The sequence below is a fragment of the Streptomyces griseus genome (assembly GCF_001715295.1).
Classification (GTDB): Bacteria; Actinomycetota; Actinomycetes; order Streptomycetales; family Streptomycetaceae; genus Streptomyces; species Streptomyces griseus_G.
The window spans coordinates 1,447,189-1,471,053 of record NZ_MDKB01000001.1; the positions used below are offsets into that span (position 1 = coordinate 1,447,189).

Here is a 23,865-nt window from a genome sequence, read left to right on the forward strand (position 1 = left end):
TCTCGCCGAGGGTGGCGATCCGCCCGGTACGTCGATTCAGGGGCCGGACCCCGGAGGTGCGTCGCCGCCGGCGGGAGACGTATCCACGCGAGCACGGATGACACCGTGCGCCCGCCGGAACGAGCGGGGAGACCGTGGGCACCGCAACGAGCGCCGAGCCGGACCCCACGGTCAGGCGGGGTACGTGTGCGTCTGCGTGGCCTTGACCGCGGCCCAGACCGGGGCGCCCGGACGGAGGTCGAGTTCGGCGGCGGCGACGGTCGTCAGATCGGCGACCAGCGGGAGTCCGCCGGTGAGGTCGGCGCGGACCCGGTCGCCGTGCGTCTCGAGTCCCGCGACCTCGCAGCGCCACAGGTTGCGGGCGCTCGAACCGGTGGGGCGCTCGCGGTACAGGGTGACGGCGCTCGGTGGGAAGGCGACGAACGCCGGACCGGTGAGCTCCTCCGTGGTGGTGATCACGTGACCCGCTTCGAGCCGCACCACGTGCCCCTCGGCCCGCCCCTTGTACAGATTCAGGCCGACCAGCCGGGCGATGTAATCCGTACGCGGACGGCGGGCGATGTCCGAGGGTGCGCCCTCCTGGACGACCAGGCCGTGCTCGATGACGACGAGCCGGTCGGCCAGCACCATGGCGTCCAGCGGATCGTGCGTGACCAGCACCGCCACCGCCTCGAAGTCGGCCAGATGGCGGCGGAGCTGGGCGCGGACGTCCAGGCGGGTACGGGCGTCGAGCGCGGCGAGCGGCTCGTCCAGGAGCAGCAGACGGGGGCGGGTCGCCAGGGCGCGGGCCAGGGCGACGCGCTGGGCCTGGCCACCCGAGAGACGGCGCGGCTTCACCCCGGAGTGCTCCGCGAGACCCATGCGGTCCAGCCACCGGGCGGCTTGCGCGCGGGCGTCGGCCTTGGAGGCGCCGTGGCAGCGGGGGCCGAAAGCGACGTTGTCGAGAGCGGTCAGGTGAGGGAAGAGCAGGTAGTCCTGGAAGACCACTCCCACGGGGCGGCCCTCGGGCGGCGTACCGTCCAACACCGTTCCGTCCAGACGCAGATGGCCGGAGCTGAGCGGGGTGAGCCCGGCGAGGGCACGCAGGGCGGTGGTCTTGCCGGCCCCGTTCGGCCCGAGCAGGGCGACGACATCGCCGGGCGCGACCCTCAGCGCCACGTCGAGACGGAAGCCGCCGCGGTCCACGACGAGCCGGGCGTCCAGGCCCGCCACGTGGGCCGGGCCCGAGCCGCATTCCTTGCCGAAGTCGGTCATCGGACGGGCATCCCGTGGTCGGACGGCCCGGTGGAGACCGTGAGGGGTGGGGACACGCCGGTCATCGCACGGTCGCCCAGCGGTCGCGCAGTCCCGCGAGGACCGCGACGGACACGGCGAGCAGGACCAGGCTCAGCGCGACGGCGGCTGCCGGATCGTTCTGCAGGGCCAGGTAGACGGCCAGCGGCATGGTCTGGGTACGACCCGGGAAGTTGCCCGCGAACGTGATCGTCGCACCGAACTCGCCGAGCGCCCTGGCCCAGGCCAGGACGGAACCCGCCGCGATGCCGGGCATGATCAGGGGCAGGGTGACCCGCCGGAACGCGGTGAAGCGGGAGGCGCCCAGGGTCATGGCCGCCTCCTCGAAACGCGGGTCGGCGGCCCGCAGCGTGCCCTCCACGCTGATGACCAGGAACGGCATCGCGACGAACGCCTCCGCGACCACGACGCCCGCGGTGGTGAACGGCAGGGTGATCCCGAACCAGGAGTCCAGCCACTGCCCGACGACTCCGTTGCGCCCGAGCGCCAGCAGCAGTGCCACACCGCCGACCACCGGGGGCAGGACCAGAGGGAGCGTCACCAGCGCGCGCACGAGCCCGCGTCCGCGGAACTCGGCGCGTGCGAGCAGCCACGCCAGCGGCACTCCGAGAACCAGGCTCACGGCGGTGGCCGCGCTCGCGCAGATCAGGGACAGCCGCAGGGCTTCCCAGACCTCCGCGCTGGTCAGCTGTTCAGGAAGGCTGCGCCAGGGGGTCCGCACGAGAAGGGCGGTCAGCGGCAGCAGCAGGAACACCAGGCCGGCGAGGGCGGGCAGCAGCAGCGGCAGGGGCACCCCACGCCCTGCGCCCACCCGGGCACGCCGACCGCCCGGCCCGCCCCGGGTCCCGGCACCCGTACGGATCTCGGCCCCGGAGTCCGGCCTGTACGGCGTACTCACGGCGCGAGGAACCCGGCTCCGGTCAGGACCTTCCGGCCCTCGGCGGACCGCACGTAGGCGACGAACTCCTCGGCTGCCGCGGGGTTGGGCGCGTCCTTGAGGAGCGCGATCGGGTAGTCGTTGACGGCATCGGCCGACTCGGGGAACTCCACGCCCTCCACCTTGTCACCCGCGGCCTCGACATCGGTCCTGTAGACCACCGAGGCGTCGGCCTCCTTCAGCTCGACCTTCGTCAGCGCGCTCTTGACGTCCTGCTCGTAGGAGACGGGCGTGAGCTCCAGTCCCGCCGCATCGAGGGCCTTCTGCGTGGCGGCGCCGCACGGCACCGTACGGTCGCAGAGTACGACCTTGAGGCCGGCCCCGGTGAGGTCCTTCAGCGAGGTGATCCTGTCCGGATTACCGGGCAGGGTGGCGATCTCCAGCTGGTTGCGCACGAAGGTGGAGGGCGTCCCCGACACTCCGCCCGCGTCGGAGACGACGGCCATCGTCCTGGGACTGGCGGCCGCGAAGACATCGGCCGGTGCTCCGCCGGTGATGCCGGCGGCCAGGGTGTCGCTGCCGCCGAAGCTGAAGGTGACCTTCGTTCCCGGGTGCGCCTTCTCGAAGTCCTTGCCCAGCGCCGTGAAGCTCTCCTTGAGGGAGGCGGCCGCGAAGACAGTCACCGGGCCGGAGACGTTCCCGGATCCGTCGGCGGAAGCCGACGAGCCCGGCGTGGAGGAGCCGCCGGGGGAGGAGCAGGCACTCAGCGCCAGCAGCACGGCTGCGCCTGCGCCGGCCCGTAGGGTCCGCTGCACGGAACGGGGCGTCATCACGGGTCTGCTCCCTCTGACTCTTTCGGGCGTTCGCGTGTACGGAGGCTCGCTCCGCCGACGTGCGGCGGGCGAGCGCACTCCCGTCCAGGTGGACGGGCACGCGCTGATCATACTGCCGCAGATACAAGGCGTAAGTCTCTCGTCGCATCGCATGAGCTGGACATGGGGTGATTACAGGATGCATGTGCGTGTGTACGAGGCTGCCCCTGAGGGCTCTCCCCAGGGGAGGTGACCCGTGAACCGGCGCACGGCGGTTGCCTCCGCTCCCGTGACCTCGCGCGCCCGGCCGGCTGACGGGGGCCGGTCCGCTCGTGCGGCCCCGGGACCGGACCCGGGACGGCGCAGGCTGCGCGACCGGCGGTATCCGGCGCGATCTCCGCAGGGGGCCGCGGCTGAGGAATCCTTCCCGTCGCCGCACCAGGCTCCGCCGCCTCCGGTGCGCGGACCGGCCGCGGTTCCTGACCGCCGCGACGGGTGCGAACGCCCCTTCCTCCCGCTCTCGCGGGCGGAGCCGACCCGGACCTCGGGCACGCTCCCGCCCGGCGCGTCACGAGCATCGACGGCGTACCCCCGGCCGGCGCCCACCTCGTCATGGGGCAGGGCCGGTACGGTGCCAGGGGCGTCGGTACGGGCTACGCGAGGCTCGCGAAGGACGTCACACGCCGAGAACGCGGGACGGGCGGATTCCGGCCCCCGGCCACCGGGGTAACCGGCTCCGGCGGGTCAGGAGTGAGGGAGTCACGGGCAACGAAGCGCCGGGAGCCCCCTCGTGCCGGCACATCCCGCATACGAGGGCCGCCGGCTGAGCAGTCAGGTCCGGTCGATGTGTACGTTGGTCGACTTCACGCGGGCGGTGGCCTCCATGCCGACTTCCAGGCCCAGCTCCTCCACGGCCTCACGTGTCAGCAGGGACACCAGCCGGTGCGGACCCGCCTGGATCTCCACCTGAGCCGCGACGTCACCCAGCTTGACGGCGGTGACGATGCCCGGAAAGGCGTTCCGCGCAGATGTGTACGGGGTCTCCCCCTCCGTGACGCTCCCGGCGATCTCCACCGAGAAGGCGGCCAGATCCCTGCCGTCGATGAGCCGGCGCCCGCTCTCGTCGCGGTGAGTCGCCACCCTGCCCGCGTCCGCCCATCGGCGTGCCGTGTCCGGGCTCACGCCCAGCAGTCGTGCCGCCTGGCCGATCGTGTAGAACTGCATGCCGGTCAAGATAGCCAGCTGCGCTTGCATATGCAAACGCATGGGGGCCTGGTGGTCGGCAGGCGCGGCACCGGGGCGCCGAGGGCGGAGCCCGTGCAGCAGCGGAAGGCCGGTGGCCGCCCGTCGCTCCGCCTGGACTCCTGGCGCGCTGCGGGGCGGCGGGCCTATCGGCCGAGGCCGCCCGAGACGGCCTCCAGGATCGGTCCGGCCGCCACGCCCATGGCTGCCGAGAGCGTGGCGCAGGTGTAGGCGACGGCCCGCGCGGGGCGGTTCTCGGTCGCGGGAACGGCCGGTGCCGGAGCCCGAGCGGAAGACCGTTCCTGGGCCGACGACGGCACCGGAACCGAAGCGGAAGAGCTCCGGGATCCGGCCGCGGAAGCGTGCGCCGCGACGGCCTCCGGTACCCGGCCGTCCACGCGGGCGAACGCCGGCAGGATCCAGCGCAGGTAGTAGAAGAGGGAGGCGAGGGTGTTGACCGCGGCCAGGACGGCGAGCCAGGCGTAGCCGCCGTCGATCGCCGCGGTGAACATCTCGAGCTTTCCGACGAAGACGGCCGTGGGCGGGGTGCCGACCAGGCCCAGCAGGCAGATCACCAGCGCGGCCGTGAGAAGAGGACGCCGGTGGGCCAGGCCGCGGTAGTCCTCGACGCGTGTGGCGTGGGGAAGGGAGCAGACCACCGCGAAGGCGCCGAGGTTGGTGACGGCGTATGCGGCGAGGTAGTACAGCAGGGCCGGCTGCGCCTGGTCGGTACGGGTGGCGACGGCGACCGGCACGAGGAGGTAACCGACCTGGCTGATGGTGGAGTAGGCGAGCAGCCGTTTGACGTCGCTCTGGAAGAAGGCTGCGAGATTGCCCAGGGTCATCGACGCTGCGGCGAGGACGGCGAGCAGTGCGGCCCAGGGCAACGGTGCCGCGTCGAGGGGGACGGCGCCGAGCCGGAAGAGTGCGATGAGCGCGCCGATCTTCGGCAGGGTGGAGATCAGGGCCGCCGCATGGGGGGAACTGCCCTGCACCGCGTCGGGGATCCAGTGATGCGCGGGTACGGCGCCCGCTTCGAAGAGCGGCCCGGCCAGGACTCCGAGCGTGCCGGCGGTGACGAGCGCCCGGGGGGCGTCGCCGAGCACGCCGGCCAGGGCGGGGTACCCCGTGCTCCCGCCGGCGGCGTACAGGAGCGTGATGCCGGCGAGCATCACGACTCCGAGCAGGGCGCCCATGACGTAGTACTTCAGGGCGGCTTCGGTGCCCGGGCCGTCCTTGCGGAAGCCGGCCAGGGTGTAGGTGGGGATGGAGGCCAGGAGGTACCCGGCGGACAGCAGCAGCAGGTCCTGTGCGCCGGCCAGCACGACCGCTCCCAGCAGGGCGAGTTGGAGCAGGACGTAGAACTCGGTCTCGCGGGGGTCCCCGTGCAGGGGACCCAGGCTGAGCGCGAGGACGGCCAGTCCTCCCCCGAGGAGGACGACGCGGCCGGTGCCCGTGAGGGCGTCGAGGGCGAAGGCGCCGCCGAAGACGGTGGTGGCCGGACCCGGAGCCGCCACGGCCGCGGCGGCGATCCCGGCGGCGCACGCCGCGGCCGCGAACGCTCCCGTGATCCACTGCCGTCGGCGCGGCAGCCAGGCGCCGAGGAGCAGGCCCACCACGGCCCCGGCGGCCAGGAGGATCTCCGGGAGGATGCCGAGAGGGTTCTCGTTCATCTCCGTCATCGGGCCGGCAGCTCCAGCAGCACGGCGCGGGAGGCGGGTTCGACGACGTCGAGGAGGAGGCGTGGCAGGACGCCCACCACCACGGCGAGGGCGAGCAGCGGTACGACGGCCGTGGACTCGTGGGCGCGCAGGTCCCCGAAGGGGCGCGGCGTTCCGGGGCCGTCGGGCAGTCGCAGCGGCCCGAGGAAGATCTTCTGCAGAGCACGCAGGAACAGCCCGGCGGTCAGCAGGATGCCGAGGACGGAGAGCGCGGTGGCCAGGGGGCGGGTCCCGAAGCTGCCGGTGAAGATCTGGAACTCGGCGATGAAGCCGGAGAAGCCGGGCAGCCCGAGCGAGGCGAACGCGGCGACCACGGTCAGGCCGGTGAGCACGGGTGCCCTTCCGGCGATCCCGGAGTACGCGGCCATGTCGTACGTGCGGCCGCGCTCGTACAGGGAGCCCGCGAGGAGGAACAGCGCGCCGGTGAGCAGTCCGTGGCTGACCATCTGGGTCACCGCTCCCGTGACGGCGAGGGACTGGGCCCGGTGGCCGGTGCCGGCGGTCGCCGCCGCGGCGCCGACGGCCAGGACGATGTAGCCCATGTGGTTGACGGAGGTGTAGGCGATCATCCGCTTGAAGTCGCTCTGCGCGAGGGCGACGAGAGCGCCGTACAGGACGGAGACGACACCGATGACGACCAGGACGGTCGCGTACCGGAGCCAGGCGTCGGGCAGCAACGGCATCGCGATGCGCAGGAAGCCGTACGTGCCCATCTTCAGCAGCACCCCCGCCAGGATCGCGGAACCTGCGGCGGGGGCCTCGGTGTGCGCGAGCGGCAGCCAGGTGTGGAACGGCACCGTGGGTGTCTTCACCGCGAGTCCGCCGCCGACGGCCAGCAGCACGAGTCCCGCCCGCCCGGCCGGCGGATCGGCCGCCGCGAGGTCGACCATGTCGAACGTATGCGGGGAGGCCGCGAGGTAGAGGCCGATGAACCCGAGCAGCAGGGCCAGGGAGCCGAGGAACGTGTAGAGGAAGAACATCAGTGCCGCGCGGGCGCGGTCCCGGTGCCCCCAGCCCGCGATGACGAAGTACATGCCGACGATGGACAGGTCGAAGAAGACGAAGAAGAGGATGAGGTCCAGCGAGACGAACAGGCCCAGGCAGGTCGTCTCCAGGAAGAGGAACAGGGCCGCGAACCCCCGGATCCGCCGCTCCTCGCGCCACGCGTACACGGCGCAGGCGAGGAAGAGCACGCACGTCAGGGCGATCATCGGCAGGGAGAGTCCGTCCACCCCCACGTGGTAACCGGCCCCGACGCCGGGCATCCAGCGTGCGCGCGTCTCGTACTGCATGCCGCCGGCCGGGTCGTAGCCGGCCCAGAGGCCGGCCACGGCCGCCGTCAGTCCGGCCGTGGTGGTCACCCAGACGCCGCGGATCACCGCGGCGGGGGTGCGGCGGGGGAGGACGAACAGCAGGAGAGCGGCGGTGAGAGGGACGAAGACGATGACGGTCAGCACCAGAGGCCTACTTCACGAGGAGGAACACGAGGGCGAGGACGGTGAAGGCCGCGACGGCCTGGGCGAGGTACTGGTGCAGCTGTCCGGTCTGCGGCCGCCGTGCCGCACGGCCCAGTGACCGGCACGCCGAGGCGACGGCCGACACCGCACTGGTCAGGGCCGTCTCCAGGCGGCGGTCCGTCCAGCGGGCCAGCTCGTACGCCCCGCGTCCCGCGCCGCGTACGGCCCTGTCCAGAACGCGGTCGTCGAACCGTGCGGCGGCGCGGGCGGCCGCGAGGACCGGCCCGGTCACGGCCAGTCGGGCGGCATCCTCGAGACGGAGCCAGCGGCCGAGGAAAGCGGCGCCGGCCGTGGCGGGCAGGGCCGCCCACCGCCTTCCCCACGCCCAGGCGAGGCCCGCCGCGCCCACCACGAGGACGGCACCGGCAACCAGCTCCCACGTGTTCGGGGCGGGCTGCGGGGCAGAGCCCAGTACGCGGGTGAACGCGGCCCGGGCCGGGTCGAACGCCAGGACGCTCGACGCCACGCAGGCCGACGCCAGCACCGCCAGGGGAGGAAGTGCCCGGCCCGGGACGCGCCGGGTACCGCTGTGCCCGTCACCCCGGCCGCCGGCCGTCGTGGGCACGGGCTGCCACACGAACCACAGGGCCTTCACGCTGTAGAGCGCCGAGACCATGGCCGCGGCCAGCCCCGCCGCGTACAGGGCGGGGCTGGCCTCGAACACGGAGGCCAGCACGAGGTCCTTGGCGCCCCACAGCGGCAGCGGCGGCAGACCCGCCAGGGTGAGCGCGCCGACCGTGAACAGGGCCCCCACGGCCGGGTACCGCCGGGCGGCGCCGGACAGCCCCGTCAGGGTCCGGGTACCGAGCGCGGTCAGCCATGCCCCGGCGATCAGGAACAGCAAGCTCTTGGCGGCCGCGTGCGCGACCAGTTGCAGGGCGCCGCCGGTGGGGGCGCCGGTCCCGGCGGCCAGCACCATGAAGCCGATCTGCGCACAACTGGACGCGGCGAGCAGCTGCTTGAGATCGGTCTGCGCCAGAGCCACGAGTCCCAGGACGACCGCGGTGAGGGCACCGGCCCAGGCCACCACCGGGACGCCCCATGCCGACGCCTCCAGCAGAGGGTGGACACGCAGCAGCAGATAGGCGCCGGCGACGACCATGGCCGCGGAATGCAGCAGGGCGGAGACGGGACTCGGCCCCGCCATGGCACGCGAGAGCCAGAAACTGAAGGGGAGCTGAGCGGACTTGCCCAGAGCCGCGGTGATCATCCCTGCCGTCATCACCGACCGCCAGGGTTCACCGGCGCCGGGAAGGTCGCGCAGAGCCAGTGTTCCGGTCGGGTCCGCGGCCAGGGCGGCACCTGCCGCCAGGTAGAGACCCAGATCGGCGGTACGGGTGGTGAGGAACGCCGTGTTCGCGGCCTCCGTCCGTTCAGGGTCGCGCCACCGGAAGCCGATGAGCGCCCAGGAGGTGGCGCCCATCACCTCCCAGCCCATCAGCAGGACCGGAAGCGTGGCCGCGGTGACGGTCAGGAGCATGCTGCCCGCGAAGAGCAGCATGAGACCGAAGAACCGGCTGCGGCTCTCGTCACGCCCGAACTCCACCGCGCTGTGGGCCAGCACCAGCAGGGTGACGGCGGTGACCGTGAGGCACAGGACCGCGGACAGGCCGTCGACCGACAGCTCGGCCGGCATCCCGGCCAGGAACGGGACCCGGACCGCGGGGCGGCCGGACGCCACGGTCAGCGCCAGGCCTGCGACCGCCAGCATGACGGTCACCGCGACGGGGGCGGCGGCCCGATCGGCCCGGCGCCCGGCGGTGAGCAGTGACACGCCCACGGCCGGGGGGAGGAGGACGAGTACCAGGAGCGCGTCGCTCACTCCTTGAGCTCCGCGGCCCTGTCGGTCACGTCGACCTCCCGCTCGCGGAACAGGGCGGTCACGACGGCGAAGCCGATCGCCATCTCCAGCGCCATCGCGGTCACCGCCACGAGTACGATGACCTGCCCGTCCGCACGGTCCGGAGCGAGGTGGTGCCAGGTGCCGGCCGCGGTGGCGACGACACCCCCCAGCATCAGCTCCAGCCCCATCATCAGCATGACGACGGACTGCTGGGTGAGCACACCGAAGAGCCCCGTGCACAGCAGGGCCGCTGCCAGCACCATGACCGCCTGCAGGCTCATCCGCCCACGTCCCCTCGCGACGGACCGGGCTCGCGTCCGGCGTCGAGCCCGTCACCGCGCCGGTCGTAGCGGCCCCCGCGCACGGCGAGCACCACGCCGGACACGATCGTCGCGAACAGTGCCATGCCCAGGGTCATCATCGTCAGCATCTGAGGGCCCATCAGGGACATCCCCAGCTCCCTGGTCGCGTCCCGCGGCGGGCGCCCCCGGGGCTCCGGCCACGGAATCAGCAGGACGCCGGTCACCAGCAGGACGAACAGCAGGCCGCAGAGGACCGCGGAACCCCTGGTGTTGTGGACCATGGTCATCGGCATCAGACCTGCCGGGTTCATCATGTACATGATCATGAAGACGGCCATGACGGCCATCTCGATCGTCATCATCAGGACGGTGACCACGCCGAGGTAGTCCAGCCCGAGGCCGATGACGACACCGGCTACACAGAGCAGCGAGGTGAGCAGGGAGAAGGTTGCCCGTGCCATCGAGTCGACGACGAAGACGAGCACCCCCGAGGCGACGGCGAGCGCGGCCAGGGCGTGCAGGACGACGGCACTCAGCACCGGCTGCCCGCCCCCTCACTCATCGGCCGAGCACCACCAGCGCCACCAGCAGTGCCTGGGCGATCGCCAGCGGCGTCAGGACCATCCAGGACACCGCCGTCCAGCGCTCCATGCGCAGGACCGGCAGGCGGCGGCGTACCCACAGGAGCAGGGCCACGACCGCCGCGGTCTTGACCAGGGTCCAGGCCCAGCCGGGCAGCAGCGGACCGTGCCCGCCGCCCAGGAACAGCGGAACGCTCACAGCGGCGGCGACCGTGAGCAGCAGCCGGCGTCCACCCAGGAACAGCACCCGGTCCACGCCCGACAGTTCGACGCCGGCGCCCCCGGCGGCGTCCGAACCGACGGGCTGGTCGAACGGCCCCCAGAAAGCCATCGCCAGCGCGCTCGCGAGGTAGACGACGAACGACACCGGCATCCAGAGCGCGAACCACAGGCCCGCCTGCGCGTCCACGATTGCTCCCACCCGCAGCGACTCCGCGCCGAGAGCGGCGGTGGTGAGGGCCAGCATGTGCGGGATCTCGTAGGCCAGCCCCTGGGCCAGGAAGCGATAGCCGCCGATCATGGAGAGAGCCGAGTTCGGCCCCCATCCGGTCAGCCAGACCGCCGCCCACGCCAAGGCCTCCATCGCGTTGAACCACACCACTCCGTCGGGCAGGTCGCTCACCGAGGTGAAACCGAAGGGCACCACCGCCGCCGCGAGAAGCGCCGCCATGGGCAGGAGGATCACCCCGCCGCGCAGCAGCAGCCGGTCGGACGCGTTCGTGGACCGGCGCTGCTGCACCAGCAGCCGGAGCACCTCACGGCCTGTCCCCGCGACACCGCCGGTGCCCGGACGGGCGTCCACCGCGGCCACGGTGGCCGCCGCGACGACGAGAACGGGCGGCAGGGCGACGACGGCCCACAGCGAGGTGGCCTCAGCCATGGGGCTCCCGCGGCATGGCCGGGAGCACGAGTTCGTCCGGGTCGGGGTCGAGGCTCGCCACGACGAGCCGGGCGGCGGCGAACTCCACACCGTCCAGCAGCCCCGGCAGGACGTCCAGCAGGGCCCGGGACGGCGGGGAGGCGGCGTCCAGCGCGCCACGCGGTCCCGTCAGCCGCTGGGCGGCGTCCAGGGGATCCGTCCTGTCGCTCAGGGCGGCGGAACGGGCCGCTTCCTCGAGCCATACGGTGAGCCGGCTCCAGACGTCCCCGCCGGCCACGAGTGCCGGGCCCGACACCCGGGCCTGCGCCGCGGCCTCTGCGCTCAACCCGCCGAGCCCGACGGTGAGCCGGCGCAGCGTCCGCGAACGGCTCACCCGCCTCACGAGCGGCTGGACGGCGGCGCCGACCTCCGCGGCGGGCAGGCCGGCCAGTGCCCCATCCCGGGCGGTACGGGCCCGTTCGGCCTCCGTGTGCCACCCGGCCACGGCCAGCAACCGGCCGAGGCTGTCCAGATGCGCCGCGCACAGCCGCCGCGCCGCCTGACCCCGGGTCACCCGGTGCCCCGAGGCGGCCCGCAGCCACGGTTCGTCCCAGAACGGCGGACGGGAGTCCGTCAGGACCGGCATGTGCTCGACGCGCACCTGCTGGACCAGGTCGCCCTGCAGTGTCAGGCGGAGTACCAGGCCGGCCGGCCAGTCCGGCAGAGCGGGTCCGAGGGGCAGGTGCAGACGGTCCAGGCTGAGCCCGTCCCGGTCGCCGCCGCGGTCCGCCATCGGCAGCCCCGCGACCTCCGTCCCGGTGCCGTGGCCGGTGTGTTCGCCGTCCCGCCCGGAGTCCGCGCCGTGCCCCTCCTCCGTCCCGTGCCCGGCCTGTCCGTCGATCTGGCCCGGCCGTGGGGGAGTCAGGGGTGAGGGGGCCGGGGAGACGGTCCGGGAGCCGAGCGGGTCGCGCACCAGAGCGGTCACCACACCGTCGAGTGCGGGACCGGGGTGCTCGCCGGCCCGGATATGGACACGCGCCCGCGGGGCGGGGACCGCTGCCCACAGACCGTCGCACCAACGCGGGCCGGCGGGATCCGGGTCGCCGACCACCGCCAGCACGTTCGCCGACGCGGGCCCGGCCGCGACCGGCCATCCGCGCTCGCGCAGTTCGCGTTCCAGCCGGAGCCTGGCCCCCGTCGCCCCGGGGCAGGCCGCCAGGAGGACGGCGGGCCGGGCCGCTGCCGCCCGGCGGATGCGGGCCCTCAGGTCCATCGGAAGGCACCTTCCCGCCAGGCGTACACCACGGCGGCCGTCAGGATGCCGAGGAACAGGAACATCTCCACCACGGCGCTGACGCCGATCTCCTTCACGACCCGCGTCCACGGGTACATGAACAGCATCTCCATGTCGAAGGCGAGGAAGACGAGCGTCACCGGGTACCAGCGCACGTGGAACCGTGAGACCGGATGCTCGGCAGGCGCGAGCCCGCCGCTGAACGGCATCACGGCTACGAGCGGTTCGCGCACCGGCCGCAGCACGGACCCGGCGCCGTACAGGAGGACGACACCCACGGCGGTGATCACCGGCAGCAGCAGAACCGGCTGCCAGTCGGAGGTGCTGTCCATACACTCCGCCTCGCCCTTGTCGTCATCGGCCGTGGACACCTGACGGCGACTCCCGTCCCGGCGCGTCCGCCGAGACCCTATACGAGCCCGGGGTACAGAAAAGGGATCTCTCGGGCGTGGCGCCGGCCTGTCCGCCCCGGGCGCGGGTCCCCCGGACGAGAGGCCCCGAGCGGATCACCGGGCGGTGGGAGGGCGGCCCCTGTGTTTACGATGGGCCCGTGTCCCGTCACGAGCCGTCCGCAGCGCCGCGCCCCCGGGCGCCGCGCCTCGGGCTGCTGGTGTTCGGTCTGCTCGTCGGGCTGCTGGGCATGCACGGCCTCGGCTCCGTGCCGCGGACGCACGCGCAGACCCCGACGCACGCGCAGGCACCCCGGGCCCACGTGCCGCAGCTTCGGACGTACGCGCAGGCGCTGACGGCGCTGCGTTCGACGTCCGCGCGTCCGGGTGCCGTCGTTCCCGGAAGCGGGGCCTCGCACGCCATGGTCCTCTCAGACACGCCCGGCGACCGCGGTCACGATGCCGGCGGGGAGGGCGGGCACCCGGAGCACGCCGACTCGACCTGCGCGTCGGGTGCGGTCACCGGGTCGCCCACACTCGTCGGACCCCAGGCCCTGGCGATCGGTGACGTCCCGCGCCCCCAGGAGTCGGAGCCCTTCTCCCGGAGCGGTACCGAGGCGGATCGCGCGCCGCCCTCACTCGCGCAGCTTCAACTCCTACGGATATAGGCGGACCGCCCGTCGCCGCAGCCGTGTCCCGTTTGGGGCCCTCGCCGCGGTGACGCCCGACGCCACGCTCTTCCGTACGGAACCACAGGAGTTCTCCGCATGAACGCGCACCGAAAGCTGATCCGCCGCACCGCCCTTGCCGCCACCGCAGCGGTGGCGGCGCTGGTCCTGGCCGCATGTGGCGGCGAGGGCGGCCACGACATGGGGTCCATGGGCGACTCGGGCTCGTCCCCGTCCGCCCCGGCCTCGACCGGAACGCACAACGCGGCCGACGTCTCCTTCGCCGAGGAGATGATCCAGCATCATCGCCAGGCGGTGGAGATGGCCGAACTGGCCGAGACCCGGGCCGGGGCGGACGCGACCAAGAAGCTGGCCGCGAAGATCAAGGCGGCTCAGGACCCGGAGATCAGGACGATGTCCGGCTGGCTCACCTCATGGGGCGAGGAAGTCCCCGCGGACATGTCCGGCATGGGCCACGACATGGCCTCCGCCATGCCCGGAATGATGAGCCGCGAGGACATGCACCGGCTGGACGAGGCCCAGGGCGCCGACTTCGACACCATGTTCGCCGAAATGATGATCGAGCATCACCAGGGCGCCGTGGAGATGGCCCGGACCGAGAGGGCGGACGGTGCCTACGGCCCGGCCAAGAAGCTGGCTGACGACGTGATCAAGACCCAGACGGCCGAGATCGACGAGATGAGGAAGATGCTCGGCACGAGCTGACCACCCCCGCGGCGGCGGCCGGCGGATCGCTCCGTCGGCCGCCGTCCCGGGGCCGGCTTCTCTGCCTCCCGTCCCCGTGCCGAAGTGGCGCGGAAGGCGACAGGGCCGGCCTCGGTCCCCGGCGGGACACCTGGGGGAGCGACTTGCCACCCGCCGCCGCGCACAGGGTCGTCCCGCGATCCCCGGTGGATCGACGCGCGGCGTCGGACGCTGTGCATCGCATGGCGGAGGGACGTCCACGTACGGGATGGAGGGACGTTCCGGCAACGCGGCGAGGTGTCGTAGCTGTCGTCGCGCGCCCGCCGGAACGTGCGGGACAGCCCTCACGCGCGGACGACATGCGGTGCCGCGACACACCCTCACGCCGGCACCACAGGGGATAATGCGGCGCAGACCCCCCGAAAGCGAGCCCACGAAGGAGCCGACCGTGGCACTCACCCTCGAAGAACGTGAGCGGTTTCTGGCCGAACCGCATGTCGCAGCACTCGCTGTGGACTCGGGGCAGAAAGGACGAGCTCCCCTCAGCGTGCCGATCTGGTACCAGTACGAACCGGGCGGCCATGTCTGGATCATGACGGGACGCAATTCCCGCAAGGGGGTGCTGATCGCCGAAGCGGGACGCTTCACGTTGATGGCCGACCGTCTGACGCCGACGATCCGTTACGTCTCGGTCGAAGGCCCCGTCGTCGCCACGCTTCCCGCCACCCGCGAACAGCTGGTCGAGATCTCGACGCGGTACCTCCCCGCCGAGAAGGTCGACGGCTACGTCGACTTCGCCTGGGCGAACCACGGCGAGCAGGTGGTCATCCACATGCGGCCGGAGCACTGGCTCGGCACGGACCTCGGCGAGATCTGAGGGCGGGAGCGCGGGCGGTGTGCGGCCGGCGTCGCGGCGGACACGCACGCGCGCCGTACCGGGAGGCGCACACGCACACCGGGACGCAGACGTGGAGGGAAAGCCGCAGACGGCGGCGTGGTCATGTCCCGGCGACAGGCTGGCGCAGCCGCCGCCGGAGGCGAGCAGCGCACCGGGGCGGACACGATCAGGGCGGTCCGGCGTAGCCGCCGCCGAGCAGCGCACCGGGGCGAACACGATCAGCCGGTCCGGGGGAGCGGTGCACGGCCCACCACCTCTTGCGGGCCGGGCGTCCCCGGTCCGCAGGTGAGCCCGTCAGGTGCGGGGCGGGAGGCGGTGCAGCCGTACGTCGATGAGCCGCCCGCCCGCCACCTCCGCGGTCATGTAGGTACAGTGCGGCTGCCGCCGCCTGTCGGTCGGTGATCCCGGGTTGAGGAGCCGCAGCCCGCCCGGTGCGGTCGTGTCCCACGGGATGTGGCTGTGGCCGAACACCAGCACGTCCAGGTCGGGGAAGCGGTCCGCGCAGCGTCGCTCGCGGCCCTGCGCCGGGCCGGTCTCGTGCACGACGCCCAGGCGCAGCCCGTCGCACTCCACCCGCGCCACTTCCTGCAGCCGGGCCCGCAGCTGCGGGCCGTCGTTGTTGCCGAACACACCGACGAGCCGCCGTGCGCGGGCCTCCAGCACGTCCAGGGTCGCCACGTCCACCCAGTCGCCCGCGTGGACGACGACGTCCGCCGCGTCCACCTCGGCGAGCAGGGGTGCGGGCAACTCCCGGGCCCGCGCGGGTACGTGGGTGTCCGCTGTCAGCAGCAGGCGCACGGCCGCCCTCCCGTCCGTACGCTCAGCGGCTGACGACGTGCCGCTCGTCGGGCACGCAGTGCGTCATCGTCAGGCCCTCGACGTCCCGCGGCGGGTTCTTGCCGAGGTTGGCGAGACGCTTGCGGTCGTCGTCCGACAGGTCCTGGCTCGCCAGGGGCCGCAGCCCCGAGACGTCCTGAGGGGTGATACCGAGCCCTTCGCCGACCCGCAGCCCCAGGTCGTTCTCCACGAGGAGGAAGTGCCACACCATCCGTTCCTGCACCGGCCGGTCGCACTGCGAGAGCATGTCGACGAAGTTCGCCACCAGGTCGTCCCGCTCCCACTCCTCGAGGAGCAGGTACCGCTGGCCTGCCTGCAGGTAGTCGTTCGTCCGGGGGATCCTCTTGCGGGTGAGCCTGCCGCGGATCTCGGGTCCCTGTTCGTCGTGGGCCGGGTACGCACCCTCGCGGAGCCCGCCCGTGATGGACGGCTCGTAGTTCACCTCGGGGTTCGCACTCGTGGGCCCGTTGTCGTACGCCATCAGCCCGTCGCGCTGGTTGGTGGCCACGTGCGCGTTCTTGGCCTGGTTGACGGGCAGCTGGAGGTAGTTCGGGCCCACCCGGTAACGCTGGGTGTCGCTGTAGGAGAAGGTCCGGCCGACCAGCATCTTGTCGTCGGAGAAGTCCAGACCGTCGACCAGTACCCCGGTGCCGAAGGACACCTGCTCGTTCTCCGCGAAGTAGTTGTCCGGCACCCGGTTCAGCACCATCCGGCCCACCGGCTTCGGCGGGAAGTCCTGCTCCGGCCACGTCTTCGTGTCGTCCAGCGGGTCGAAGTCCAGCTCCGGGTGCTCGTCGTCGGACATCATCTGGACGACCAGCTCCCACTCAGGGTGGTCACCCCGCCTGATCGCCTCGTAGAGGTCCTTGGTCGCGTGGCCCAGCTCCTGGGCCTGGACGTTCGCCGCGTCCTCGGCGGTCATGCTGCGTACGCCCTGCTTCGGGAGCCAGTGGTACTTGACCAGGACGGACTCGCCCTCGGCGTTCACCCACTTGTACGTGTTGACGCCGAAGCCCTGCATGTGGCGGTAGTCGGAGGGGATGCCGCGCGGACTGAAGAGATTGACGAGCATGTGCATGCTCTCGGGGGTCTGCGACATGAAGTCGAAGATCCGGCCCGGCTTCTGCTCGTGGGAGACGGGGTCGGGCTTGAGCGCGTGGATGACGTCGGGGAACTTGATCGCGTCCCGGATGAAGAAGACCCCGAGGTTGTTGCCCACGAGGTCCCAGTTGCCGTCCTCGGTGTAGAACTTCACGGCGAACCCGCGGGGGTCCCGCGCCGCCTCGGACGAGTCGCGCCCCCCGATGACGGTGGAGAACCGGACCGCCACGTCGGTGCGCTTGCCCGCCTCCTGGAACAGCTTGGCGCGTGTGTAGCGCGAGATCGGCTCGTCGCCCCACTTCCCGTACGCCTCGAAGTAGCCGTACGTCGTCACGCCCCGCGCGTGGACCACGCGCTCGGGGATGCGCTCACGGTCGAAGTGGCTGATCTTCTCCAGGAACTGGTAGTTCTCCAGGGTGGCCGGGCCGCGGGCCCCCACCGTGCGCTGGTTCTGGTTGTCGTAGACGGAGTGACCCTGCCGGTTGGTGAGTACCGGACGGTCGTCGTTCCGATCGGGCCCTGAGCTCGCTACGTCTGTCACAGCCACCTACTCCTTCTCGCTTCCGGGTGCGCGGCGCAGGTTGTGCCTCGTACCCCTGAGTCCGCTCGTGATGCGGTGGGGGCCGTCCCGGACTCCGGGGTGCCGTGCCGTTCCGCCGGGGGAGCGGGACTCCGGAGCGGGTGCAGGCGATCCGCCTGCCCCCGGCGGGACAGGGCGCGCCTTCACGTGGACGGTCTCCGGCCTCATGCTCGTGCCGTCGCCTCGGCCGCACCACCGGAGCGGTGCGAATGGAGGAGACCACGGGGCCGGGCCGCACACCTCGGGTGTGTCACCGTTCGGTGCGCGGCCTTCGCGAACCGGCGCGGCACCCCTCCGTACCAGGGGTGCCGGGGGTGCCGGGGGTGCCGCGCCGGTTCAGGGACCCCGGGGAGATGCCACCGAGGCCCCGGAAGCATCACTGGCAGACGAACGCCTTGGCCGCCAGGCCGCCGCTCAGCGCGCACGTCTTGCCCAGCACCGTCCCGCCCGCGTCCCGGAAGGCGAGGGTCCAGGTCCCCCCGACGTCGCGGAGATCCGCATATCCGAAGATGCCCAGCCCTCCCGGGGTCTGTTCCTGGGTGATCGACTGGTGAACCGCCTGTTGCGGCGTGCCGATCATCTTCCCGACGACCTTGGAGTCGTCAGGGCCGCTGTCCAGGGGGCCGCCCGAGGAGCCCACGGTCAGCTGGGGCGGACGGTGGGTGCCGAAGTCCAGCATCTGGTAGAGGTGGACGTGGCCCGACATCACCAGACGTACCCTGTCGGCCAGTGCCTGCCGGCTGGTTCCGGCGACGGCCGCGTCGAGTACGTGCGTCAGCCATTCCACGTTCGTGGGCAGGGTTCCGGCCGACTTGACCATCCACAGCGGCTTGTGGGTGAACAGGAAGTAGTCGCCGCTGTGCTGCTGCGTGTCCTGGTTCAGGGCGTTGAACTGCCTGGTGTAGATGCCCGCCTGTGCTGTGCTCCCGTTGTCGTTCGGGTCGGCGAACGACGAGTCCACCGAGACGAGGTTCAGGGTTCCGGCCCGGATCGGCGCGACGGGGCTGTAGAGACTGCACGTCCCGTTGGACCGGAGCTCGTCGGCGAGGTAGCGGAACCACGCACCCCCCGCACCGCCCAACTGCGTCATGTTGCAGTCCTCGTGGTTGCCCCGGGTCAGCGCGATCGGTGCCGTGGCCAGGAGCGATTCGGCCGGTCTGAAGAAGTCGGCGACGACGCAGGCCCAGCTGGCGCTCTCGGTGGACTGCGTGCACCCGGGATTGGCCGCCTTGTCGTTCTCCCGGCTCGGATCCTCCCGGTAGAGGTAGTCACCGACGTGGATCACGAGGTCCGGCCGTGTGACGGTGGCGGCGCTGGCCGCGACCCGGGGGAAGGGCCAGCCGGTCTGGTGGTTGGCGCAGTCCTGCACGGCGCCCGTCGTCGGCACCTCGCACCCGGTGTCCCCGATGACGGCGATCCTGCCGGGACGCGTGGCCGCGGTCCAACTCGGCAAGGGAAGCTGACGATTCGCGGGGTGCACCGTGGCAGCCTGGACCGTCGAGGCGTCGATCACCGCGTCGGCGGCGGTGAGGGGAACCGCCAACTCGCATACGGTGGTGGGGAACTGTGAGCCCATGGGGGTGCTCACCGTGGTCATCCGGAACGGAGCCCTGTTTCCGCGAAGGGTGTAGCGCACGGCAGGGCACGTCCGGCTGGTGTCGGTGGACACATAGCGGATACGAGTCCCGTTGCTGGTGAGTTGGGTCCACGCCCAGGCTTCGCCGTTGGCTCCCCCTGGTGGGGGCGGCGTGGGGGGCGGTGAGGTGACGGGCGGTCTCGGGCCCGCACCGCCGGCACCGGTTCCCGAGGGCGCGGCGGCGGCCGCCCCTGTGGCGAGCACCCCCGCCACGGCGAGAGCGGCGATCCGATGAATCATGCGTACATACCTCCGGTCGCGTATCCCGGTCACCGGTCCTTCCCGTCGCCGGGGTCACACGTCGAATGCTCACCGGTGATCCGGGTGGACGCACCGCTACCGGAGCGAACGGCTGACGTCCGGGCCCACGAGCCGGGCGGCCCCCGGAGTACCGCCGTCGAAGGTGGGCCGCCCTCGTGGATCCTGCCTGCGCGGAGCGCGTCCCCTTCCCCCGGTGCGCGAGCCCGGAGGCGGGCTGAACGTGTGTACGCATGTTCGTGCGGATGCCGGGCATCCGGATGCATGACGCCCCCACGCGACGGAAGGGACCAACCGTGCTGATGCCGCACCCCACGATTCTCCGCGGACTCGTCGAACGCTACGCCGAGCTCAGCGAGGACCCCGGACGGGCCGGTGCCCTGGAGGACATCAGCTACACGCTGTGTGTCTCCACGGGCACCCGGACCGTCGAGGACGCGCTCGCCGTCGCCGAGAGCTACCTGGACGAGGTGCGCGCCGACGGGACACCGGCGGGGCAGCCGCTCGCGGGAGACGCGGCGGACCCGGGCACGGTGATCCTCACCGCCTGACCGCTCGACGGCCGGGTGGCCGCGAGCGCCGGCTGCGGGCACCCGACGGGGTGACACGACCCCGATCCGAAAGGCCCACGCTTCATGCAGAAGAAGAACATCTTCGTCCTCGGCCTCGACGAGGCGAGTCTGCCGACACTCGAGAACGTACCCGGAGCCGGGTCCTACCGGTTCCGGGCGGACGTCGGCGGCAGGCCTGTCTCGCCGAGGAAGCCATGACCGGCCTTCAGGTAGCCGTCGAGGGCTATGTGCACGAGGGCGAGGTGGCGGTGTACGGGGTCCTCGCCCCGATCAACCGCGGCGAGCGGCGGGTCTTCTCCCGCACGTGGAACGAGAAGGTCCCCCGCGAGGAGCTGTGAGACCGGCCGGCGGGGTGCGGGGGCCGGGCCGGTGCGCGGAGACCGTTCGCGCGGTGAGTTGTCCGAGCCGGGGTCGCTGCCCGTGCGGCGGACCTCCGCCCGGGCGGGACCCCCGGAGTTTCGGAGGGCGGCCCGGCTCGGCGCTTTCGCGGCAGTGGCGCCCGAGCCGGGCTCACCCCGGTCAGTGCTTGCGGCCGGTGACCAGATCCCGGGCGCGGTCCACCAGGCCTGCGCCCGGGGCGAGGATTTTGTCTGCGGGCGGCGTGTCCGGGGCGGAGGGGTGGGGGCGCGTGGGCGCCGTCTTCTTCGCCCTGCGGATCCGGTCGCCCAGCTCGTCCAGCGCCGCCGGGGAGCAGGCCGCCGCGAGGAGCGGGAAGAGCCGGTCCTCCTCGTCCCGGACGTGCGCGGTGACCTGGTACCTCAGCTTCGCGACCAGGTCGTCGAAGGCCGGTTCGTCGGCGGCACGCCCCTCCAGGTCCTTGAGCAGCCGTTCGACGGCGGCGTGATCCTCGATCTCCTTGTCCGCCATGTCGTCCCCGTCGTCGACGTAACGGCGGACGGCGGGGTAGAGGTACTGCTCCTCGGCGACCGAGTGCCGTACCAGTTCCACCGTCAGTTCGTCGGCGAGTTCCCGGCGGCGCTCGTCGCCGACCGGCTGCTCCTCGATCCGGGCGAACAGGGCGTCCACCTCGCGGTGGTCCGCTGTGAGTTCGCTGATGACGTTTCCGCCGTGTCCCATGCTGGCTTTCCTCTCTCGATGGTCCGGTCGGGGGTGGCCGGACCGCCCCGCCGGCCGCCGGGTGCGTACCCGTCCCGGCGGCGGGCATCCACGCGCCCCGCAGGACGGCAGTGCTGCCTCCCATCCCACCGCCCGGCCCCGCCCACGGCGACCGCCCGCGTCCACTCGGCCCAGGGACACGCCCGGTATCGGCGGGAGCCGCCGTTCCGGAGCGGCCAAGACCGCTCCGGCGCCGGCTTCTCAGACGGTGGCGCCGGCCCGGGAGGGACGGCGAGCGGTACGCGCCCCGTGCGCCGGAGCCCGTACGGCCGCGCGCCGCCAGGCCGACTCGCGCAGCAGGCGGAGGCCGTTGAGGCCCACGAGGACCGTTGACCCCTCGTGCCCCAGGACGCCGAGCGGCAGGGGCAGGTGGCCCGCGAGGTCCCAGACGACGAGGACGGAGATGAACGCACCGGCGATGACCAGGTTCTGCACGACCAGCTGCCGGGCCGCCCGGGACAGCGCCACCACGGTGGGGACGGTGGCGAGTTCGTCGCGGATCACGACCGCGTCCGCCGCCTCCAGTGCCAGGTCGGACCCGGCCCGTCCCATGGCGATCCCCGTGTGCGCCGCGGCGAGGGCGGGCGCGTCGTTGACCCCGTCGCCGACGACCAGGATCCTGCGTCCGGCGGCCTCCTGCTCGCGTACGGCCGCGGCCTTGTCCTGGGGGAGCAGCCCCGCGCGCACGTCGGTGATGCCGGCCTCGGCGGCCAGATGGGCCGCCGCTCGCGGGTTGTCCCCCGTCAGCAGCATCGGTGGCCGGCCGGTCAGTCCCGCCAGCGCCGTGACGGTCCCGGCGGCGTCCTGCCGAAGGCGGTCCGCGATGCCCAGGACGCCCACCGGGAGGCCGTCACACCGTACGAGCACAGCGGTGCGGCCCTGGTCCTCCAGTTCCGCCGCGGCCACGGCGGCGAGGGCCGCCACGGGCGCCGAGGTGTCACGGAGGAGCCTGGCCGGGGCACCGGCCTCGACACGGTGGCCGTCGACCGACGCCGCCACTCCCGTGCCGGGTGCCGAGGTGAACTCCGTCGCCGGGGAGAGGGCCAGCCCGCGCTCCCGGGCCGCGGCCACGACGGCGCGGGCCAGCGGGTGCTCGCTGGGGTGCTCGGCGGAGGCGGCAAGGGCCAGGACCCGGTCCTGGTCGAGCCCGGGACCGGGCAGGGGGCGGACGTCGGTGACCCGGGGAGTGCCCTCGGTGAGGGTGCCCGTCTTGTCCAGCGCCACCGCGTCGACCTGCCCGAGGCGCTCCATCACGACGGCGGACTTGACGAGGACACCGTGGCGGCCGGCGTTGGCCATGGCGGAGAGCAGCGGTGGCATGGTCGCCAGGACCACCGCGCACGGGGACGCGACGATCATGAAGGTCATCGCCCGGAGCAGGCTGTCGGCCACGTCCGCGCCGAGGACGAGGGGAACCAGGAAGACGGCCGAGGTGGCGACCACCATGGCCAGCGAGTACCGCTGTTCGACCTTCTCGATGAACAGCTGGGTGGGGGCCTTGGTCCGGGCGGCCTCCTCGGTCATGGCGACGATGCGGGCGATCACGGACTCCGAGGCGTCGCGCTCGACAGCGACCCGCAGGGTTCCCGTACCGTTCAGCGTCCCGGCGAACACCTCGTCCCCCGCTTCCTTCGTCACGGGCATCGGCTCGCCGGTGATGGTGGCCTGATCGACCTCGCTCGCCCCGTCCAGGACCCGGCCGTCGGCGCCCACCCGCTCACCCGGACGGATCCGGATGAGGTCACCCACCGCCAGGTCCTCCGTGGCGACCGTCTCCTCGCCGCCGGCGGTCGTGATCCGGGCGGCGGTGGACGGGGCCAGGTCCAGGAGGCCGCGGACGGCGTCCTGCGTACGGGCCGTGGCCAGCGCCTCCAGGGCTCCGGAGGTGGCGAAGATGACGATCAGCAGGGCGCCGTCCATGACCTGGCCGATGGAGGCCGCGCCCAGCGCCGCCACGATCATCAACAGGTCCACGTCCAGCGTCTTCTCCCTCAGTGCCCGCACCCCGGTGAGGGCAGGTTCCCAGCCGCCGGCCGCGTACACGAGGGCGTACAGCGGGCCCCACACCCAGGCGGGAGCGCCGGTGAGCTGCAGGGACATGGCGATCAGGAACAGGAGGAGTGCGGCCCCGGCCCAGCGGGCCTCCGCCAGCGCGAGCACCCGCGTACGGCGTCGCGGCACTCCGTCCGTACCGGAAGGGGCTCCACCGGGGGCGGCGGTGCGGGGGGACCGGACGACGGCAGGGGGCATGGGGAATCAACCTTCGGGGGCAGAGGCCAGGGCGACACCGCCACCGTACAGGAATATATGAACAGGTCTTCATGTGTCATCCGTAGAATGGACGGCATGGGCCACGGACGCGACGAGCAGAGCACCGCCACCACACGCGAGCGCCTGGATGCCGTGGGGGCCGCCGGAGTGGCCGCGACCCTCCAGGCGCTGGCCACCCCGTCCCGGCTCCGCATCCTGGCACGCCTCCAGGAAGGCCCCTGCGCGGTCGGCGACCTCGCGGAGGCCGTCGAGATGGAACCGTCCGCCTGCTCCCACCAGTTGCGTCTCCTGCGCAACCTGGGCCTGGTGGCGGGCGAGCGGCAGGGGCGTTCCATCGTGTACGCGCTCTACGACCACCACGTGGCCGAGCTGCTGGACCAGGCCCTCTTCCACGTCGAGCACCTGCGCCTCGGACTGCGGGACGCGCCTGCCGAAACGCCTGCGGTGACCTCCGGCCGGTAGATCCGGCCGGCCGCCGGGTCCCACCCGAATC

Annotated in this window: 24 protein-coding genes; 7 read left to right on the forward strand and 17 right to left on the reverse strand. The window is 72.7% G+C overall.

From position 1 onward, the window contains the following. Nucleotides 1–171: 171 nt before the first annotated feature. From BA175_RS05675 to BA175_RS05730, 12 genes are all read right to left on the reverse strand, one after another. Nucleotides 172–1,254, reverse strand: a complete 1,083-nt coding sequence (locus BA175_RS05675; RefSeq protein ID WP_069170085.1) for an ABC transporter ATP-binding protein — start codon at nucleotides 1,252–1,254, stop codon at nucleotides 172–174. A gap of 61 nt (nucleotides 1,255–1,315) precedes the next feature. Next, entirely contained in the window at nucleotides 1,316–2,191 is an 876-nt protein-coding gene (modB, locus tag BA175_RS05680) for a molybdate ABC transporter permease subunit (protein ID WP_069170086.1), read from the reverse strand. Continuing rightward, nucleotides 2,188–3,000 (reverse strand): molybdate ABC transporter substrate-binding protein, encoded by an 813-nt coding sequence (gene modA, locus BA175_RS05685; RefSeq protein ID WP_069170087.1) that lies wholly within the window; start codon nucleotides 2,998–3,000, stop codon nucleotides 2,188–2,190. Before modA ends, modB begins: the two co-directional genes overlap by 4 nt. An 813-nt stretch (nucleotides 3,001–3,813) precedes the next feature. Then, on the reverse strand, nucleotides 3,814–4,206 hold the full coding sequence (locus BA175_RS05690; RefSeq protein WP_069170088.1) for a TOBE domain-containing protein: 393 nt from the start codon (nucleotides 4,204–4,206) through the stop codon (nucleotides 3,814–3,816). Nucleotides 4,207–4,370: 164 nt separating this feature from the next. Continuing rightward, nucleotides 4,371–5,906, reverse strand: coding sequence for an NADH-quinone oxidoreductase subunit N (locus tag BA175_RS05695; RefSeq protein WP_069170089.1), 1,536 nt, complete (start codon nucleotides 5,904–5,906; stop codon nucleotides 4,371–4,373). Further along, the gene (locus BA175_RS05700; protein WP_069170090.1) at nucleotides 5,903–7,402 is read right to left on the reverse strand and encodes a complex I subunit 4 family protein; all 1,500 of its coding nucleotides are present in this window, start codon (nucleotides 7,400–7,402) and stop codon (nucleotides 5,903–5,905) included. The genes BA175_RS05695 and BA175_RS05700 overlap by 4 nt, the downstream gene beginning before the upstream one ends. 7 nt (nucleotides 7,403–7,409) lie before the next feature. Then, complete coding sequence (locus tag BA175_RS05705; protein WP_069170091.1) at nucleotides 7,410–9,284, reverse strand: NADH-quinone oxidoreductase subunit 5 family protein; 1,875 nt, start codon at nucleotides 9,282–9,284, stop codon at nucleotides 7,410–7,412. Beyond that, nucleotides 9,281–9,586: an NADH-quinone oxidoreductase subunit NuoK gene (locus tag BA175_RS05710; protein ID WP_069170092.1), complete on the reverse strand. Its 306-nt coding sequence runs from the start codon at nucleotides 9,584–9,586 to the stop codon at nucleotides 9,281–9,283. Before BA175_RS05710 ends, BA175_RS05705 begins: the two co-directional genes overlap by 4 nt. Continuing rightward, entirely contained in the window at nucleotides 9,583–10,146 is a 564-nt protein-coding gene (locus tag BA175_RS05715) for an NADH-quinone oxidoreductase subunit J (protein WP_069170093.1), read from the reverse strand. Before BA175_RS05715 ends, BA175_RS05710 begins: the two co-directional genes overlap by 4 nt. A 19-nt stretch (nucleotides 10,147–10,165) precedes the next feature. Continuing rightward, on the reverse strand, nucleotides 10,166–11,068 hold the full coding sequence (locus tag BA175_RS05720) for an NADH-quinone oxidoreductase subunit H (RefSeq protein ID WP_069170094.1): 903 nt from the start codon (nucleotides 11,066–11,068) through the stop codon (nucleotides 10,166–10,168). Next, a complete protein-coding gene (locus BA175_RS05725) occupies nucleotides 11,061–12,320 on the reverse strand; it encodes a hypothetical protein (protein WP_069170095.1) in 1,260 nt (419 codons plus the stop codon). Before BA175_RS05725 ends, BA175_RS05720 begins: the two co-directional genes overlap by 8 nt. After that, nucleotides 12,311–12,673, reverse strand: coding sequence for an NADH-quinone oxidoreductase subunit A (locus BA175_RS05730; RefSeq protein WP_069170349.1), 363 nt, complete (start codon nucleotides 12,671–12,673; stop codon nucleotides 12,311–12,313). The genes BA175_RS05725 and BA175_RS05730 overlap by 10 nt, the downstream gene beginning before the upstream one ends. Nucleotides 12,674–12,891: 218 nt before the next feature. Between BA175_RS05730 and BA175_RS05735 the strand changes: the two genes are divergently transcribed. The 3 genes from BA175_RS05735 (at nucleotide 12,892) to BA175_RS05745 (ending at nucleotide 14,980) form a co-directional block, all read left to right on the forward strand. Then, entirely contained in the window at nucleotides 12,892–13,398 is a 507-nt protein-coding gene (locus BA175_RS05735) for a DUF6153 family protein (protein ID WP_254667812.1), read from the forward strand. A gap of 99 nt (nucleotides 13,399–13,497) precedes the next feature. Continuing rightward, nucleotides 13,498–14,124, forward strand: a complete 627-nt coding sequence (locus BA175_RS05740; RefSeq protein WP_069170096.1) for a DUF305 domain-containing protein — start codon at nucleotides 13,498–13,500, stop codon at nucleotides 14,122–14,124. A gap of 427 nt (nucleotides 14,125–14,551) precedes the next feature. Continuing rightward, nucleotides 14,552–14,980 (forward strand): pyridoxamine 5'-phosphate oxidase family protein, encoded by a 429-nt coding sequence (locus BA175_RS05745; RefSeq protein WP_069170097.1) that lies wholly within the window; start codon nucleotides 14,552–14,554, stop codon nucleotides 14,978–14,980. 315 nt (nucleotides 14,981–15,295) lie between these two features. Here the strand turns inward: BA175_RS05745 and BA175_RS05750 are convergent, their stop codons facing one another. The 3 genes from BA175_RS05750 to BA175_RS05760 form a co-directional block, all read right to left on the reverse strand. After that, a complete protein-coding gene (locus BA175_RS05750) occupies nucleotides 15,296–15,799 on the reverse strand; it encodes a metallophosphoesterase family protein (RefSeq protein WP_069170098.1) in 504 nt (167 codons plus the stop codon). A gap of 22 nt (nucleotides 15,800–15,821) precedes the next feature. Continuing rightward, nucleotides 15,822–17,480, reverse strand: coding sequence for a catalase (locus tag BA175_RS05755; RefSeq protein WP_069170099.1), 1,659 nt, complete (start codon nucleotides 17,478–17,480; stop codon nucleotides 15,822–15,824). 415 nt (nucleotides 17,481–17,895) lie between these two features. Next, nucleotides 17,896–19,095 (reverse strand): metallophosphoesterase family protein, encoded by a 1,200-nt coding sequence (locus BA175_RS05760; RefSeq protein ID WP_079159423.1) that lies wholly within the window; start codon nucleotides 19,093–19,095, stop codon nucleotides 17,896–17,898. Nucleotides 19,096–19,715: 620 nt separating this feature from the next. Between BA175_RS05760 and BA175_RS05765 the strand changes: the two genes are divergently transcribed. The 3 genes from BA175_RS05765 (at nucleotide 19,716) to BA175_RS31060 (ending at nucleotide 20,323) form a co-directional block, all read left to right on the forward strand. Next, complete coding sequence (locus BA175_RS05765; protein WP_368073311.1) at nucleotides 19,716–19,964, forward strand: DUF5133 domain-containing protein; 249 nt, start codon at nucleotides 19,716–19,718, stop codon at nucleotides 19,962–19,964. An 84-nt stretch (nucleotides 19,965–20,048) separates the two neighbouring features. Further along, nucleotides 20,049–20,183, forward strand: a complete 135-nt coding sequence (locus BA175_RS32090; protein ID WP_302622483.1) for a hypothetical protein — start codon at nucleotides 20,049–20,051, stop codon at nucleotides 20,181–20,183. Next, on the forward strand, nucleotides 20,180–20,323 hold the full coding sequence (locus tag BA175_RS31060; protein WP_175420723.1) for a hypothetical protein: 144 nt from the start codon (nucleotides 20,180–20,182) through the stop codon (nucleotides 20,321–20,323). The genes BA175_RS32090 and BA175_RS31060 overlap by 4 nt, the downstream gene beginning before the upstream one ends. A 181-nt stretch (nucleotides 20,324–20,504) precedes the next feature. Here BA175_RS31060 and BA175_RS05770 read toward each other — a convergent pair whose 3' ends face one another. Together BA175_RS05770 and BA175_RS05775 are read right to left on the reverse strand one after the other, a co-directional pair. After that, nucleotides 20,505–21,062, reverse strand: a complete 558-nt coding sequence (locus tag BA175_RS05770) for a hemerythrin domain-containing protein (protein ID WP_069170101.1) — start codon at nucleotides 21,060–21,062, stop codon at nucleotides 20,505–20,507. 240 nt (nucleotides 21,063–21,302) lie between these two features. Beyond that, a complete protein-coding gene (locus BA175_RS05775) occupies nucleotides 21,303–23,351 on the reverse strand; it encodes a heavy metal translocating P-type ATPase (protein ID WP_069170102.1) in 2,049 nt (682 codons plus the stop codon). A 96-nt stretch (nucleotides 23,352–23,447) separates the two neighbouring features. Between BA175_RS05775 and BA175_RS05780 the strand changes: the two genes are divergently transcribed. Then, nucleotides 23,448–23,834 (forward strand): ArsR/SmtB family transcription factor, encoded by a 387-nt coding sequence (locus tag BA175_RS05780; RefSeq protein WP_069170352.1) that lies wholly within the window; start codon nucleotides 23,448–23,450, stop codon nucleotides 23,832–23,834. Nucleotides 23,835–23,865 lie beyond the last annotated feature (31 nt).